15 protein-coding genes are annotated in these 15268 nt (G+C 45.4%); 5 read left to right on the top strand and 10 right to left on the bottom strand.

What is annotated here, in order from left to right; genetic code table 11:
* The first annotated feature begins 83 nt into the window (after nt 1–83).
* A complete protein-coding gene (locus GQS10_RS19700) occupies nt 84–998 on the top strand; it encodes a class I SAM-dependent methyltransferase (protein WP_166245435.1) in 915 nt (304 codons plus the stop codon).
* Nucleotides 999–1049: 51 nt separating this feature from the next.
* Here the strand turns inward: GQS10_RS19700 and GQS10_RS19705 are convergent, their stop codons facing one another.
* The 3 genes from GQS10_RS19705 to GQS10_RS19715 are packed head-to-tail and all read right to left on the bottom strand — an operon-like array spanning nt 1050 to nt 3923.
* Nucleotides 1050–2531 carry a nicotinate phosphoribosyltransferase gene (locus GQS10_RS19705; RefSeq protein WP_166245514.1) on the bottom strand — a complete coding sequence of 494 codons (1482 nt, stop codon included), beginning with the start codon at nt 2529–2531 and terminating at the stop codon, nt 1050–1052.
* A gap of 36 nt (nt 2532–2567) precedes the next feature.
* Nucleotides 2568–3122, bottom strand: a complete 555-nt coding sequence (locus tag GQS10_RS19710) for a cysteine hydrolase family protein (RefSeq protein ID WP_166245437.1) — start codon at nt 3120–3122, stop codon at nt 2568–2570.
* Nucleotides 3123–3146: 24 nt separating this feature from the next.
* Nucleotides 3147–3923 (bottom strand): NUDIX domain-containing protein, encoded by a 777-nt coding sequence (locus tag GQS10_RS19715; protein ID WP_166245438.1) that lies wholly within the window; start codon nt 3921–3923, stop codon nt 3147–3149.
* A gap of 249 nt (nt 3924–4172) precedes the next feature.
* Between GQS10_RS19715 and GQS10_RS19720 the strand changes: the two genes are divergently transcribed.
* Nucleotides 4173–4751 (top strand): RNA polymerase sigma factor, encoded by a 579-nt coding sequence (locus tag GQS10_RS19720; protein ID WP_166245440.1) that lies wholly within the window; start codon nt 4173–4175, stop codon nt 4749–4751.
* Nucleotides 4748–5518, top strand: coding sequence for a DUF4367 domain-containing protein (locus GQS10_RS23740; protein WP_166245442.1), 771 nt, complete (start codon nt 4748–4750; stop codon nt 5516–5518). Before GQS10_RS19720 ends, GQS10_RS23740 begins: the two co-directional genes overlap by 4 nt.
* Before the next feature lie 31 nt (nt 5519–5549).
* On the opposite strand, the gene GQS10_RS19730 is transcribed toward GQS10_RS23740, so the two are convergent.
* From GQS10_RS19730 to GQS10_RS19745, 4 genes are all read right to left on the bottom strand, one after another.
* Nucleotides 5550–6032, bottom strand: coding sequence for a hypothetical protein (locus GQS10_RS19730; protein ID WP_166245444.1), 483 nt, complete (start codon nt 6030–6032; stop codon nt 5550–5552).
* A gap of 54 nt (nt 6033–6086) precedes the next feature.
* Nucleotides 6087–7163, bottom strand: coding sequence for a hypothetical protein (locus tag GQS10_RS19735; protein WP_166245446.1), 1077 nt, complete (start codon nt 7161–7163; stop codon nt 6087–6089).
* A 245-nt stretch (nt 7164–7408) separates the two neighbouring features.
* Nucleotides 7409–9814, bottom strand: a complete 2406-nt coding sequence (gene helD / locus GQS10_RS19740) for an RNA polymerase recycling motor HelD (protein ID WP_341805104.1) — start codon at nt 9812–9814, stop codon at nt 7409–7411.
* Between the two features lie 19 nt (nt 9815–9833).
* Nucleotides 9834–10478, bottom strand: a complete 645-nt coding sequence (locus GQS10_RS19745; protein ID WP_166245448.1) for a TetR family transcriptional regulator — start codon at nt 10476–10478, stop codon at nt 9834–9836.
* Nucleotides 10479–10702: 224 nt separating this feature from the next.
* On the opposite strand from GQS10_RS19745, the gene GQS10_RS19750 reads away from it, so the two are divergent.
* Together GQS10_RS19750 and GQS10_RS19755 are read left to right on the top strand one after the other, a co-directional pair.
* The gene (locus GQS10_RS19750; protein WP_166245450.1) at nt 10703–10993 is read left to right on the top strand and encodes a hypothetical protein; all 291 of its coding nucleotides are present in this window, start codon (nt 10703–10705) and stop codon (nt 10991–10993) included.
* A gap of 580 nt (nt 10994–11573) precedes the next feature.
* On the top strand, nt 11574–12041 hold the full coding sequence (locus GQS10_RS19755; protein WP_166245452.1) for a hypothetical protein: 468 nt from the start codon (nt 11574–11576) through the stop codon (nt 12039–12041).
* Between the two features lie 44 nt (nt 12042–12085).
* On the opposite strand, the gene GQS10_RS19760 is transcribed toward GQS10_RS19755, so the two are convergent.
* The 3 genes from GQS10_RS19760 to GQS10_RS19770 form a co-directional block, all read right to left on the bottom strand.
* Nucleotides 12086–12655 (bottom strand): hypothetical protein, encoded by a 570-nt coding sequence (locus tag GQS10_RS19760; RefSeq protein ID WP_166245454.1) that lies wholly within the window; start codon nt 12653–12655, stop codon nt 12086–12088.
* A 1189-nt stretch (nt 12656–13844) separates the two neighbouring features.
* Entirely contained in the window at nt 13845–14069 is a 225-nt protein-coding gene (locus tag GQS10_RS19765; protein WP_166245456.1) for a hypothetical protein, read from the bottom strand.
* Between the two features lie 42 nt (nt 14070–14111).
* Nucleotides 14112–15179: a serine hydrolase domain-containing protein gene (locus GQS10_RS19770; RefSeq protein ID WP_166245458.1), complete on the bottom strand. Its 1068-nt coding sequence runs from the start codon at nt 15177–15179 to the stop codon at nt 14112–14114.
* Nucleotides 15180–15268: the final 89 nt, after the last annotated feature.

Below are 15268 nucleotides of genomic sequence, written 5' to 3' on the forward strand. Positions count from 1 at the left end.
TTTACAGTTATTATTTTTGCGTATATAATAAGGTTCTCCTGGCCAGGGGAATCTTATTTTTGTTTTATTAGGAGGATTATCCATTGAAGTCTAGTGAAGCTAGTATAACTTCCTTAATTTCCGCGTTTGGCCGTGCCTACCACAGTACATTCGATACACCTAAAGTTTTTGATGATCATTTGGCCGCCAAACTCATTACTCCGGAAGAGTTTGCCCAAATTCGAAGCAATATGGTTCAAGGGATCACGTTTTTTAACAAAGATATTGCCGAGCGTTTCCAGAACGATCCGGATGAAATCCTAAAGTGGATTGTTCAAGTCCAGCTGGCTCCGACACCGCTGGCGCGCGCAGCCTATTGCGAACAGGTCATACAAAACGAGATTGCGTTAGGCTTGCAGCAGTATGTCATCCTTGGCGCAGGCTTCGATACGTTCGGGTTCCGGCATCGGGAATTCGAAAACAGCATCGAAATCTTTGAAATTGATCATCCGGCTACGCAGCAATTCAAAAAGCAGCGGCTGCACGATGCAGGTCTTGCTATTCCGGGCAATCTTCATTTTATTTCGATGGATTTCACCAAAGACTTTTCCTCCCAAGATCTCATCGACCAAGGTTTTGGCCAGAAGAAAACTCTGTTTAGTTTGTTAGGAGTATCTTACTATTTATCAAAAGAGGAAATTTCGCGCTTAATAGGCGAGTTGTTTGCCTTGGTTCCTGCCGGCAGCTCCATCGTCTTGGATTATGCGGATGAGACCCTGTTCGAAGAAAAGGGGAAGTTCAATCGGGTGGATCATATGGTGAAATTGGCCGCAGCCGGCGGAGAGCCGATGAAATCGTGTTTTGCCTATCCAGAAATCGAGCATTTGCTGAGTCAATCGGGTCTGCTCATCTATGAGCATTTGTCCCCTGCCGAAATTCAAGAACGATATTTTAATCACCGGACCGATTATTTATGTGCGTTTGAAGCCGTACATTATATTCACGCAGTAAAAAAATAAGATACAAGAGCCGCTCGATCCTTCAATGTTCGAGCGGCTCTTGTTATCCGGTTAATTTGCTTTTCTTGTCTCTTCGTCCTGTTGAACCTTCTCCAGCACCTCTTGAATCCGTTTCATCTTATTATCCCAGCATGCTTGGCTAAGATCGACGGGATATTCCACCGGGTTAAGCGTACGCTTATACTCCTCCCACAGCAGCTCCAGGTTTTGCTTCACAAACGCTTGAATGCTGTGAATATCCGGCATCTTACAGACCAGCTCACCATCTTCAATAATGGTGTGATGAAGCTCCCTCGCTTCAAAGTTCGTAACAAACTTGGCAATATGCGTGTAGACAGGATGGAACATTTTTAACCGCTGCTCATTCTGCGGTGTTTCGTGCTCCAGTGCGATATAATCGCCCTCCGCCTTCTTATTTTCGTTATTGATAATGCGGTACACCCTTTTTAGCCCAGGGGTGGATACCTTCTCCGGATTTGAGCTGATTTTAATCGTATCCATCATGTTTCCCTGCTCATCTTCGATGGAAATCAGCTTGTATACGGCACCCAGCGCCGGCTGATCGTATGCGGTAATGAGCTTCGTACCGATGCCCCAAACATCGATTTTAGCCCCTTGCGCTTTCAGGTTCATCATCGTTGTCTCATCCAAATCATTGGTTGCGTAAATCTTCGCATTTGGAAATCCCGCCGCGTCCAGCATTTTTCGTGCTTCCTTGGAAAGATAGGCGAGATCCCCACTGTCGAGACGGATGCCCTTAAAGTTGATTTTATCGCCGAATTCTCTAGCAACCCGAATCGCATTCGGCACACCCGACCGCAGCGTGTCGTACGTATCCACGAGGAAAACGCAGTCCGTATGCTCACTCGCGTACTTGCAGAATGCCGTATACTCATCACGGTAAGCCTGGACCATCGCATGCGCATGAGTGCCCACCGCAGGAATGCCAAACAGCTTTCCTGCCCGAACATTCGAGGTGCCCGCAAAGCCGGCGATATACGCCGCTCTCGTCCCCCAAATTGCCGCATCCATTTCTTGCGCCCGGCGTGTGCCGAACTCCATCGTTATATCGTCGCCGGCGACATGCTTGATTCGGGCCGCTTTGGTGGCGACTAGCGTTTGATAATTAACGATATTAAGGATCGCCGTTTCAATCAGTTGAGCCTGAACCAGCGGTGCTTCAATGCGCATGATCCCTTCGTTCGCAAATACCAATTCCCCTTCCTGCATGGAACGAACCGTACCGGTAAAGCGGAGTCCCTCTAAATAGGTGAGATACTCCTCGTGATAGCCTTCTTCCCGCAAATACGCCAAGTCGCTTGGCGAAAAGCGAAAGTTCGTCAAATAGTGAACGACCCGCTCAAGCCCGGCAAAAACCGCATATCCATTGCCGAAAGGCAGCTTGCGAAAATACACCTCAAATACCGCTTTGCGGTTGTGTATTTGATCGGCCCAGTACACCTGCGCCATGTTAATCTGATATTTATCCGTGTGCAGCGCAAGACTGTCGTCCATATATCGAGCATCATTCATATTCACTGTGCCTTCCCCCCACTCGTACGTCTCTCTCTAGTCAATTCTTGCTCCCAGCGAGCCTTTAAAATGCCGCAGCGCCCACTCATGTCCCAGCTGGTCAAAGCTGGCAACCGCTTTTTCATGGATCACGATCGTAAAGCCTTTATTGTACGCATCGACGGCCGTATGCAGCACGCAAATATCGGTGCAAACCCCAACCAGATGCAGCTCGGTTATTCCACGTGCCCTCAGGCGCAGCTCAAGATCCGTCCCGGCAAAGGCGCTGTAGCGTGTTTTATCCATCCAATACACGTTATCAGCTTCCCGATTTTCCTGAAATAAAGCGTTAAGCTCACCATACAGATGGCGGCCTGCAGTTCCCTTAAGGTTATGCGGCGGGAACAGCTTCGTCTCAGGATGGTACTCGTCATTCTCCGTATGGGTGTCGATGGCGAATACGACATAATCACCGTTCGCGATGAAGCTTCGGGTAATATGCGTAATCTCAGCCACAATTTGCTGGCCCGGCTTGCCGCAGGTCAGGGCACCGTCATCGGCTACAAAATCACGGGTATAGTCGATATTAATCAGCGCTTTTTTAGTCATCATTTCCTTGTACCTCCCTTTGATAGATCAATACGTCACACTGTAAATCGATTTGCTAATTTCCATCTCAACAAAACGATACAGCTGTGTCGGCTTCTTGGATGTACGAGTCGTTTTCTTGCCTGCTACCTCCTGAATGAAGGGCAGCGATTTAATTTTTCTTGCAAAGGCGGGATCGCTTGCGATCACAGAATCATTCGTAACGGTGAGCAGAACGGCCCGAAGCTCTGAATACGTAAACTCCTCCGGCAAAAATTGCTTGGCAACAGTCGTTTCGAGCAGCTCCCGGGAAATCACGTCTATGGCATCTCGTATTATTTCCGCATGATCAAAGGCAAGCTCTAGCCCTAAAACCTCCTCAACGGAAAAAAGCTCTACCGCATCCGCGTCGTCATTCGCCTGCCGGTCCTTTAATCGATGCTCGGGAACAATCGCATAATAAGCGTTGGATATGATCCAGCCTCGCGGGTCCCGGCCCGGTTTGTCATAGACGCCAAAATGCTTGAGATGCAGATGATCCACTCCCGTTTCTTCCTTCAGCTCCCGCTGCGCCGTTTCCACCGAGGATTCGGTCGGGTCGACAAATCCTCCCGGCAGTGCCCACTTGCCCGCTTCGATATTCGGTCTGCCTTCGCTGTTCGTCATGCTGCGCCGTATAAGCATGATTTTTAGCTCCATCTTCGGCGGCTTATATTCCTCGTTTTTCGAAGACAAAATCGTAAACACTGCGATATCGGACGTATACCCATCAGGCGTGCGATATTTTTTCACATCGTACTGCGACAGCGCTTGTTCGTTAGACATTCCAGCTCACTTCATTTCCGTATTTTAATTAACAATTAACGTTTTGTTAATTGTAATATATGTAATTTTCGTTTTTTTGTCAACCCTCTTTCACCCATATTACCCGAATTCGGAAAGCAATAGCAGCTAAAACGCATTTAACCTCCTAAAAGAAGGAAAATCACATACATAAAAGGAATTTCTTATATTGCAAATTATTCTAGAGGATGTTCCATACGCATTTCATTTCGGAAGGAGAATAAGCACTTTATGGATTCAAAATTAAACGTCCTCTTAGTATGCGATTTTGATTCATTGCATTCTGATGCGCAAAAAGCCGTGTATTCCGAATTTTATCAGTTCTCTTACGGACCGATTTATTATATGGTTAATGATCATGCGGCGACCGAGGACATTATTCAGGAGGCCTTTTGGAAGGTCATTCGTAAAATCCCCTCCGAAATGAGCAATGAAACTCAATTTAAAACGTGGCTTCGTGTAGTCGTTAAAAATATGACCTACAACTACCTTCGGAAGCATAAAAAAATTCGCAACGAAGTGAATGATGAAAGTGTCTTTATAGATAACAGTACAAAATACGCTACCTCATCGGATCACCTGCAAAACGAAGTGGAAGCAAAAGTGATGGCCGAAACGATTTCTGCTTATCTTCATGAGCTAAAGCCTGAGCTAAGAGTACTCATTGAACTCCGATGGCATCAGCAGCTGAGCTATAAAGAAATCGCCGCTTCGTTGGATACGGATGAAAACACAGTGAGACACAAGCTTTATCGAGCTCGGGAAGCAATAAAGAAAAGATTCCGCAAGGATTGGGGGGACCCTAGGTGAACAAAGGAGATTTCGACCGGAAGTTTGATTTAGCGTTTGAAGAGGCAGCCCAACATCATAGCGTTACCCCGGATCCCACCGCTTCCTGGAAAAAAGTTGAACGACAAATCAAACGCCGCAGGAAGCAGATGAAGCGGATCAAGCTTCTTCCCTACGCAGCGGCTTCTTTTTTACTGGGAGCGCTCTTGTTTGGCACTCCTGCCGCAACAAAAGCATTCCATCCCTTTTTTCAAGTCATTCAAGACGCACATCAGGATGTCGTCACTTTTATCTTCGGCTCCTCTACCCAAGATCATTCCGGAGCAAAAACCGCTCCGCCCGATCCAATGGCCGCTTCTACTGAAATGCAAACGTCCGGTGAAAAAACGAGCAAACGTTTTGATACTTGGGAGCAAGCTCTCGAATTCGTCAGCTTCCCGCCAATAAGCCTGCACGATGTTCCGCCTGGGTTTACCTTAACAGACGTTCAGCTATTCTTCACAGATGCTCGTCAAAAGGCGAACGAAGCTGTATTACGATACACCAAAGACGATTCCAGCTTTCGTGTCGTGATTCGAATGATCGAAAACAACGAAACCATCAGCACGGTTGCCGATAAGAAATCAAGCACCGTAGAAACCGTTCAAGTTCATGGTTCGGATGCATATCTAACGATTTCCAATGACGGTCGGCTGCGGTTAGAATATTTGTTTGCAAACCTCCATCTTTCCATTTCCGGAAATCTAAAAAAAGAGGATGCCCTTCGAATTGCCAACCAAATAAAATAAGCAGGGGGCATTCCTCCCTGCCCCCTGCTTTTTATTTAACCAATATGTAATCCGAAACGGATTCCCCTTGTTCGTACACGCCGCTGTGTTTAATAAAATGAACGACTCGTGCTCGATAATAATAACCACTTTCAACCTGCACTACCGATTCCCCCGAAAAATACCACTTCTCGGATCCGCTAATGGTCGTACCTGATCCAGCGCTAACCCATTTCGAGCCGGTCCACCGTTCCAAATAGATTACTGCGCCGATCGTTGAAACATCGGTCGTCGCTTCCGTTACCACACCTACGGTTAGGGACTGATTCCCGTTGTCTTTTATCGATACGCTCCCTTGATCTAAATACTCATGGCCCGGGTCAAAGAATCCTTCTATCGTAAACTCCGTTTCCGGCGGAAGCGTTCGGGCCATCGTTTCTGGGTTAGGCGATGCCGCAAAGGAATGACCTGAATGGAACATAACTCCAACTACCATAAAGAGGCAAACTAGAATCAATCGACAAACTGCTTTCATTTTTATTCATCCCTTCATTCATAAAATAGTTTCCTTGCTTTCCAGAGCATTTATCTATTGGAGCAGTATAAAGTTATTGATGTACATCGAATCCTGCCCAAAGATCCGGGAAATCTTGCCTGATTTCAATTCATAAAAATACAAGGAGTTCGGTGGACCGCCTGTGATTTTTCCTGGTTCTTCCATCGAATGAACGATTCCGGTGAAATAAAAGCCTTCCTGATCAGGATTAGGGGAGAAGGAAGCGAATTGAATGGAGCTGAGCCCCTTACTATCCAGCTCCTGCTTGCTGCCGCTCCCCATGTCATATACATAGATTTTCTTCGCTTGAAAAACAGTAGGGGCGCTTCGAATCAAGGCAAATTTCTTATCCTGCGACAGAACAAAAAAGGATATTTTCTCATCAGCACGGTATACCTCACCAAGCGCTTTGCCCTGCATATCGTATTCCATCACCCAATGCGGAGACGCTTTTACATCGGCCGCCTTCGCTAAATTCGCCTTATCGGTAAGCTTGTCGCGTTCCTGATCGGAAAAAAGAACGGCATACAGCTTGCCGGTTGAAGCATGATAATGAAGCGATTCAACGGAAGTGTCGTCATTGTCGCTGGGAAACCAATTGGTTAGCTTGCCGCTTTGATGATCGTAACCGTAAATTTGCACAGCAGATTTCACCTTATCTACGGCAGCGAGGATGACCTTTTCGTGCTCCCAGATGGGGATGATGCTATTGATTGCGAACAGCTCTGTGGTCAGCTGCTTCTTCTCACCTGTTTTAAGATCGAGCATCATCAGCTGATCTCCACCGGTAGACACTTTTTCCGAATAAAATAATAGATTATGCTTGCGGTCTAAGGCTCCTAAAGGATATTGCGCTGTATCTTTGGTCACAGCCGCTTCCTCAAGCGATTTCTTTGATAAATCGTAGTAATAGTAATGATTTTGCAGCTGTTTATCCGTCATCGTAATAGATAAGTAGGGTGTTCCGTTCTCTTCAGTCTTCGAGACTGTTTCCTCATAAGAATTGGTATTAGGCTCCAGAGGCCCCTTCCCCATCTGGGAAACAGCTTGATCCTTACAAGCCGTCAGCAGGATTATAATAACGATGCTGAGTATACGTATGTTGTTCACTAGACCTACCCTCCTGCAGTACAATAAAAATAGGATACCTCTTTCTATAGCAAGCTTGCGTCCCTCTATGAATCGTGATTCACTTATATAAACAACCAGTAATAGGATCTAGTTGCATCGATTGGAAAAATATTTTTCTAGACTCGTAGAGGCACAACGAGAAAAAGACTCCGGCAGCATCACCGAAGTCCTAGCACAATCGAATATATAGATTTAATTTTACCCAGGCCCAGGCTGGTAATCGACTACCCAAACCCATTGCTGCTAAGGGTATACAGCTGGTCCGATTGCCGGCTGATAAACCGACTAGGCTCACCGACCACCCCTATCTGCAGCTCATGCATCGCCCTTGTGCAAGCGGTATACAGCAGCCTGCGATCATGATCAGAGCTGTATTTGTCATCACAGGCGTCAAACACCAGCACGGCGTCAAACTCCACCCCTTTGGCCAAATAAATCGGCATGACGACAACTCCCTTTTCATACTTCGGGGTATCCTTCGTCACCAGCGAAAGCTTCCCCTTCCATTCGGTGCCGTAGCCTGATTGCTTACCCTCCCCGCTCGAGGCGAGAAGTGCGTTGTACATGTCCTCACTTTCCTTTGCGGTTTTACATAATACTGCGATCGAATCAAATCCCTGCGCCTCCCAAATGGATACAGACCGCCAAATTTCATTCAGCAGTTTTTCTTTATTATAAAACAGCGCAACCACCGGCTTCCTTCCATTCCGTTGAAAGGGTACAATCTCAGCGCCGTTTGGCACCATCCCGCGAGTAAACTCAATAATCTCAAACGTGGAACGGTAGCTTTTCGTAAACTGGAGAAGCTCGGTCTGTTCCTGTCCATATAAATCCCATAACGTATCTGCTTCCTGTAAAGATGAAGTATGGGCAAAAATCGTCTGATTCAAGTCGCCCAATACCGTCATTTTTGCTCGCGGGAACATATTCCTTATAAGCTGAAGCTGAAACGGCGTATAGTCCTGCACCTCATCAATGAATACATACCGGATGCTAGGGTTCGTTTCGAATCCGCGGCATAATTCCCGCAGGAACAGGAACGGTGCCGTGTCCTCGAAGCATAATTCTTTTCGATCGAGCAATTCGACGGTTTGACGGCATATGTCCGGCCACTCCTTAGGAAGCGGCTGATCGCTTGTTTGCAGCTGTTCTGCAAAATCTGGCTCAAAAAGCTGACGATATAAGCTGATTGAGTCAACAAAGCTCAGCTGCTTGATTCCTCGTCGAATCGGTTCCAAATGCTTGGCCAGTACCATTCGCGCTAAAATTGTTTTTTCTTGGTCGTAGTCATCGAAGGTTGTTCCTCTCCCCGCTTTCTGGCGTACTAATTGCTCGTACGCCCTTCGATATTGCTCTTGGGTAAGGAGCTCCGCCTCATCCTCGATCCAATCGGCCTGCAACTCCGTTTCCTCGAACAGGGAGATCTGCTGAAGCAGCCAATCCCGTATCAGCTCGATCCGGTTTTGAAGACGAAAGGCTGGATCGAAGGAGTAAAATTTATCCATCATTACATCCGCACTCACCAAGTCCACACCCCGAAACCGAATAGGATGAAACCGCATCCCCCGCTGCCGCAGAAAATCCCTGTATCTAAAAATTACATTGAGAAAAGCCTTCGACGACTTGTACTGAATGCCTATCGTACGAATCGCAGCGAGCTCGGGATCGTTTGCGGCCAGCACGAATTCGAGCTGAGTGAAAGGATCTTCAACGGTAAACTCTGGAAACAGCCGATGCTCAACATACTCTTGAAATGTCGTTTGCTGCATGTTCTGCTCGCCGAGCTCTGGCAGCACGGATGATACGTAACTGTTGAACATGGGATTCGGTGAAAACAGAACCATTTGATCTGCCGTAAGCGTATTCCGGTGCTTATAGAGCAAATACGCGACCCGCTGCAGCGCCGCCGATGTCTTCCCGCTTCCCGCAGTGCCGTTCACGATAAGCATCCGGCAGCGATCATGTCGGATCATTTCATTTTGTTCCCTTTGAATCGTGGCGACGATACTCTTCATATGGACATCGGAGCTGCGGCTTAACACCTCTTGCAGCAGCTGATCGCCAATCGTCACGTTCGTGTCGAACATCAGCTTCAGAGTACCATCCCGTATAACAAACTGCCTTTTCATCGTTATTTCACCCGCAACCGGCCCCATCGGGGATTCATAGCGGGCCGTTCCAGGCTCATGATCATAATAAAGGCTCGAGATCGGCGCACGCCAATCGTATATAAGAAACGGGCTGAGCTCATCCTCCTGCAGCGAACAAATGCCAATATAGATCGGTTCAGCAGTTTGTTCCCCCGTCTCCTTAAAATCGACCCGCCCAAAGTAAAGCGAGTCCGTCAATTTTTTCAGCTTCGCCAGTTGAGTTGTGTTTGACGCATACTGCTGCTCACGCAGGTTTAGCATTTCCGCCTGCTGCTTTACACTGGCATACGCTTCCGCTGTACTCTCACCGTCACCCACATTCAAACGGATATCATCCCAAAACTGCCTTCTGCTTTGGACGACTTCCCCTTTCATCTCGCCCCGAGCCCGCTGCAGCTCTTCGATCTTCCCATGGATAATCTCCAGCACTTTAACCGCCCGCTCTTGTTCCTTCAGCCAATCGGAATCCAAGCGATTCACTGCGATCACACTCCCTCATTTACTCATACATAGCTTGAAAAGATGTACGCACATGGGCAAAGGTATGTTTAGCAGCACCTAACAGCTTCTCGTAAATTTCAGGAAGGGCTTCAATCGTTGCCCTTGCTGTCTCGCCGCTTCTTGGAAAAAAGCTAGGGTCCAGCATAAAATGCAATCCGGCCATCAAAAATTCGCTGATCTGTTCAGGATGCTCACTATGGAACACACCTTCTTTTACCCCCTGCTGTACAATTTCCGATACAAACGGAGTATACGACCGCAGGAGCAGCAGCTTCATTTTCAAATGCAGGCTGCTGTTATGGGCATGATGAAGATAAGCCATAAGTCCGTCTTTGTAATGGACGGTGACCGCCTCCGTGATCAACTGAATCACGGCCGTCATTTTTTCAACGGCATCTATGTCATTTTTTGCGGCAATCTTCTTCAGCGCTGGAATGCTGCTTTCAATTTCCGCTTGAATGACCGCGTCGGCGATTTCATCCTTGGTCTTGAAATAGTGGTAAAAGGTCCCCTTTGCTACATTGAGTCTTTGAATGATATCATTGACCGAGGTTTTTTCGTATCCTTTTTCCATAAACAATTCCCTGGCTGCTTGAACCAGCTCCTGACGACGTTCCTCCGGCAGTTTTACGATTCTTGCCACGCCCCATCAACCTCCAAAACAACGATATTGTTGTATTTTACTACATCGACCGACCGTCGGTCAATAATGGAGGTGCTAGGAGTAAATTCAGCCACTTTATGTAAGCAGAAAATAAAGTATTTGACTGAGCATGAATATGAACCAGCGACAGCCAGAGACGAGAAAATCAAGTCCTAGACTGTCGCTATTTTTTGAGCTAATATTACCCGTTAACTCAACGATTTATGAGTTTACCTAACGGCCAGCCAATTAAACTAACCCCATATACGACAGCAATACATATGAGGGCTAAGTTTATATCGGACGGCATGGTAATGAAATATCTCAGTCCATACAGAGGGCCAGAAAAAATGAAGAATGCAGGAATGTTCGAAATGTCAAAATATGCCGGAATCAACAATAAAGCCCCTCCTCCCCAAAACCATGAGGACGCTTTTATTCCTACGTTGCTTTTGCTCATGAATAATGTACATAAAAACCAAAGAAGAATAAAAACCAGAGAAGAAAGCAGTTGAGTGATGCTTGGTATGTTCCCCTTAAGGTAAGCATTAAAATTCAGCATGGAAAAGGGGACAGAAAGAACTAGAAAAAAAATGATTACATGGCCAACTCTCGTTACAAAAGGCTTTTGACTCGTCATATTTTATTATCCTTCCTTACATTTTTTTTGGATGTAGAAGGAGATTCCTTTTTTTCAATACAATTTAGACGTAAGATACAAAATTTTTGTTGCACTAATGTGCCGTTAGCTTAATGAAGCATCGTCAGTCTAATGTAGTGGAATGATTAGAAAAATTAAAATAAGCCCATTACCTAAATTTTAACGGGTTCACTTCAGGGGTGCAAAATTAAAATTGTCATGCAAAATGCCGGCGGTTTGTTACGGATGGAGATTCGTCCATTATCACAGCACTATTTCGCGCGTTTAAGAAGGAATTAGGCATTTGGTATGCTCACCACTTCCTCTGTAAAATAGACAAAAGCAAAAGCCTGCCAGAGGCATTTAAGGAGTATCAGGAAGGACGCGAGTATTTAAAAGCGTGGGCAACAAGCAACGGGGTTGAAAATACCTCATTGAGCAAGATCGCGTTTCTTATGCTAGAAGAAATGTTCAAGACGCACCAATTTCATGAGGATGTGCCAATCGGCGGAAAGATGCATCCAAAATGGGCGAAAAACCCTGTGGAGCATCCTTTGCCTTCAGTAGATCAAGGCTGGTATTCGGTCGATTGCACGACAAATCTATCTTCGTATGAACCAAAGGATATTGCCAACATGGTCTTGCAAGTCAACGACAAATCCGCGAGCGCATTCATGCAGCAAATTAGGAAGAGGATTTCAATCCTAGAGAGACCCTTAGAGACCGCAAGGGGGGACGGCAAAAGCTATATGTATGCCAACTTCAATCCAAAGTACGCTCATTACGCCATTACCATACTGAGAACCTATTATAACTTTTGCTTGCCGTTCCGTTCGTGGGATAAGTCCAAACTCACGCCAGCCCAAAGGTTAGGGCTTGTCAATAGGGCATTTACCTTGAAAGACATCATATATTTCAAGTAAAAGGACCACTTTTCAAGTGTGGTCCTTCAAGCTCAATAAGGTTATTATAAATTATTCTTAAAATAATCATCCACTAATTTTGTATATTTATTTGCGACACTTTTAATTTGTGCGTTTACCTCATTGAACTCCGATGATGTTGGATCAAAGAGCAGTTTTTCTTTTTCCGTATCATCCATGTCGATAATGCCTCGACTAATTACCATAAGTTCGTCATTCATCTCTTTGAATAGTTCGGATGCTTTTTCTTTATTTAATGGACCTTTCTCAAGGGCTAGGTCTTTGAATAGTGGGTCATACGCCAGGATAAGGAAATTGCTCATATTTACATTTAGTTCGATAGGTCTTCCTGTCATCTGAAAATGATAACATGTTTGATTAACATACCATAGAACCTTCTCTGAATCTTGAAACTCATTTTTTATATAGTATCTATCAATTGTTTCCGATAGACGATATAGTTGAATCCACTCGGCGTCTGTATTTTTTATTGTTTCCTCGATAAGTTCATTTTTTTGGTTATTTATCACAACATAATTTGCTGTAAGAATTAATAGGACAAAAGCCATAGCAATACAACCAATCATCCATTTCTTCTCTCCAAGCCATTTCATGAAACCTTTCCCCCAACTAATAACTTTACCTTATAATACCATGTATTCAGGGGAACATTACAAATTCCTTCCTCAGATACCAAATGAGGTGACAATTCAGCCACCTCTTTGATATGGATTAGTGTACTTACCGCGCCGATTTAATGGTCAAAACAGTTGACAAAAATAGTTTTGCACCTCACAAGTGAACCCGTTACCTAAATTTGGATGTTGTTTATTCCCAATTTTTTATTGCAATGGAGAAAATTTGTATACTGCGTTTCCATTCCTTCTCACTGCGGAACTTTTCAATAGGAATGCAAGCAGCAACATGGAAATCGGAACCAAAAAAAGCTGTCATTTCGACAGTTGGGGCGTCATCCAAACGGCATTACACGCGAGGATGCCGGAGCTCAAAAGAGCGAGAACCTGGTCCAGAGAGACTTCAGATCCTCAGCACCCAAAAGAGGCTATCGGATATCACCGAAATTCCTTAAGAAAAAGAAGCTTTACAAGATCAACACGGAGTGCTATCCGAAGGCCTATATTAAAACAATCATCTTTAGATACATCATAGTCTACTACAACAGACAGCGGGTCTACACCTCTAATCCAGGGGGTTGGATCCCAACTATATATCGCGAGTCACAAGCAGCCTAACGGGTTTGTGTATGAGGGTGTTTTCGAACTGCACTTTTTTTGACAACTCCAGACTGGAAGTTACGGAAGGTAATGAGCTAAGCCAGAAATTCGTATGTTAACGTATAGTTAAAGGAGAACTGGATTATCAGTTCTCCATTATTTGACGCTTACTTCTTTCGGGTAGGCATCTTTATTACAAAGAATAGTAATGATAAAAAGAATAAGGCTTGTGAAACGTTGACAAATATTCTGATACCTTCGCCTAATTCTTTTATGCCAAATAAGATATCAATTATGGACACCAAACCTGTAATAATAAGTATAATCAGTGAGAGTATATACACGTATAGTCCCCCTAAATATTGGTGTTTTACAGCAGGAAGAAGACAATTGCTCTTGCTGCTGCATCACTTAACCATGCTGTAACACCAACAGATTGTAGATCATTGGATAGACCATCCTCTGCAGTCCCAATAAAGACTACCATAATATCCAATTATTTAGTAATTTCCTAATAACCAAAATAAGTTTTCAGGTTTTTTTGCACCATCTGTTAACAATCTATCAATTATTGTGCTACTTCTTTTGCTAGTTTTGTTTTCCATCCCTGCGTAGTAACATCGCCTGCAATTGATGTAATGCCAGGTTCAGCGCCAAAAGTTCCAAATAGAGTATCGTAATCTACTTGTCTAAGTTCAAGTTCAATTCTTTTGCCTAGGTTGATTGAAGCAGCAAAAGTCCTACCCATTGTCTCGCCAAAAAGATTTTCGTCACCCGAAAAAAGACACCACACGGCAGCAGAACGCGGGCATCTTTTCATGACGTGACAATTCATTCAATCCTTGTTCGGATTCACAAGCTCTTGCAGCAAAACCCGCGCTAACTCGTCGACGATCAGCTTGCGAAGGCCAAAAGACGCGAGCACATGCGTCCATGCTCCTATTCCCGTATTCGCCAGCACTACGACACCGGTTCGGCTTTCCTTATGAAAACCAATGAAGCTGGTCGAGCCATACGTCCCCCCGTTATGCCAGTGGAATCGCTTCTCTTCCCTCGTACGGATCATCCAGCCGAGTCCAATCTGTACATTAGGATTCAATTCATGCTTCGGTTCATGACATGCCTGAAACCGTTCTGTCTGTGGGCTGTTACCCATTCCAAGCTGAATACGCAGAAAATGCAATAAATCGGCAACGGTCGAACGAATTGCGCCCGCTCCGGCCATCGCGTTTAAATCCCAATGCTTGACGGGCTTGCCCTTCTCGTTGTAAACCGGCATTAGACGCGGCAATTGCTGCTCATTCAGTTCGATCACCGTATCCTGCAGCCCGCATGGGTTTGCAATTTGCTCTGCAAATAATTGTTCATATGGCTGCTTTGCAACTGTAGACAGCACGTGACCAAGTAAGCCGTACCCGTAATTGGAATACTCAAACGTCCCTTTCCTTTTTAGGTCATCGGGCCGGATCAGATTTAACGCCTTCAAAAGATCAGTCGCCGTATAATTTTGGTATGGGTTTAACTGGTCTGTTACATTTTTTCGTAAATTGAGGGGAAGCCTTGGCAGACCGGAGGTATGCGTCGCCAGCTCCTTCAGCGTAATCCCTCCCGCAGGCATTCCCTGCAGCTCCGGAAGGTGAGTCTGCACCTCATCCTCAATCCGCAGCTTTCCTTCTGCCGCCAAGCCGGACAGCATAGAAGCCGTCATAACCTTCGTGATCGAACCGATTTCGTAAATCCCGTCGGCTTCTTGAATACCGTCCAGCTGTGGCCCGAACGCCCATTTCTCTTCCCCATCAGGGGTTAAAACCCCGATCGAAAAGGTCGTGTGGGCAAGCTTCTTCGCGTAACGCCCGAGAAATTCATCCGCTTTTGAACGAAAACGAAGCTGATTTGTCGACATAAGTCCTCATTTCCGCCGCCATTCTTTTATCCCATAATATAAAGTGGTTACGCTGAATAATCCGATAAGCAGCATCATCATAAACGGGG

The organism is Paenibacillus turpanensis (genome assembly GCF_011421635.1).
Classification (GTDB): domain Bacteria; phylum Bacillota; class Bacilli; order Paenibacillales; family YIM-B00363; genus Paenibacillus_AK; species Paenibacillus_AK turpanensis.

Excerpts from the sequence above, each read along its gene's own strand:
- GQS10_RS19750 (WP_166245450.1), top strand. The coding sequence starts at position 10,703 with ATGAGTTTACCTAACGGCCAGCCAATTAAACTAACCCCATATACGACA.
- GQS10_RS19760 (WP_166245454.1), bottom strand. The coding sequence starts at position 12,655 with ATGAAATGGCTTGGAGAGAAGAAATGGATGATTGGTTGTATTGCTATG.
- GQS10_RS19705 (WP_166245514.1), bottom strand. The coding sequence starts at position 2,531 with ATGAATGATGCTCGATATATGGACGACAGTCTTGCGCTGCACACGGAT.
- GQS10_RS19770 (WP_166245458.1), bottom strand. The coding sequence starts at position 15,179 with ATGTCGACAAATCAGCTTCGTTTTCGTTCAAAAGCGGATGAATTTCTC.
- GQS10_RS19730 (WP_166245444.1), bottom strand. The coding sequence starts at position 6,032 with ATGAAAGCAGTTTGTCGATTGATTCTAGTTTGCCTCTTTATGGTAGTT.
- GQS10_RS19710 (WP_166245437.1), bottom strand. The coding sequence starts at position 3,122 with ATGATGACTAAAAAAGCGCTGATTAATATCGACTATACCCGTGATTTT.
- GQS10_RS19755 (WP_166245452.1), top strand. The coding sequence starts at position 11,574 with ATGCTAGAAGAAATGTTCAAGACGCACCAATTTCATGAGGATGTGCCA.
- GQS10_RS19720 (WP_166245440.1), top strand. The coding sequence starts at position 4,173 with ATGGATTCAAAATTAAACGTCCTCTTAGTATGCGATTTTGATTCATTG.
- GQS10_RS19715 (WP_166245438.1), bottom strand. The coding sequence starts at position 3,923 with ATGTCTAACGAACAAGCGCTGTCGCAGTACGATGTGAAAAAATATCGC.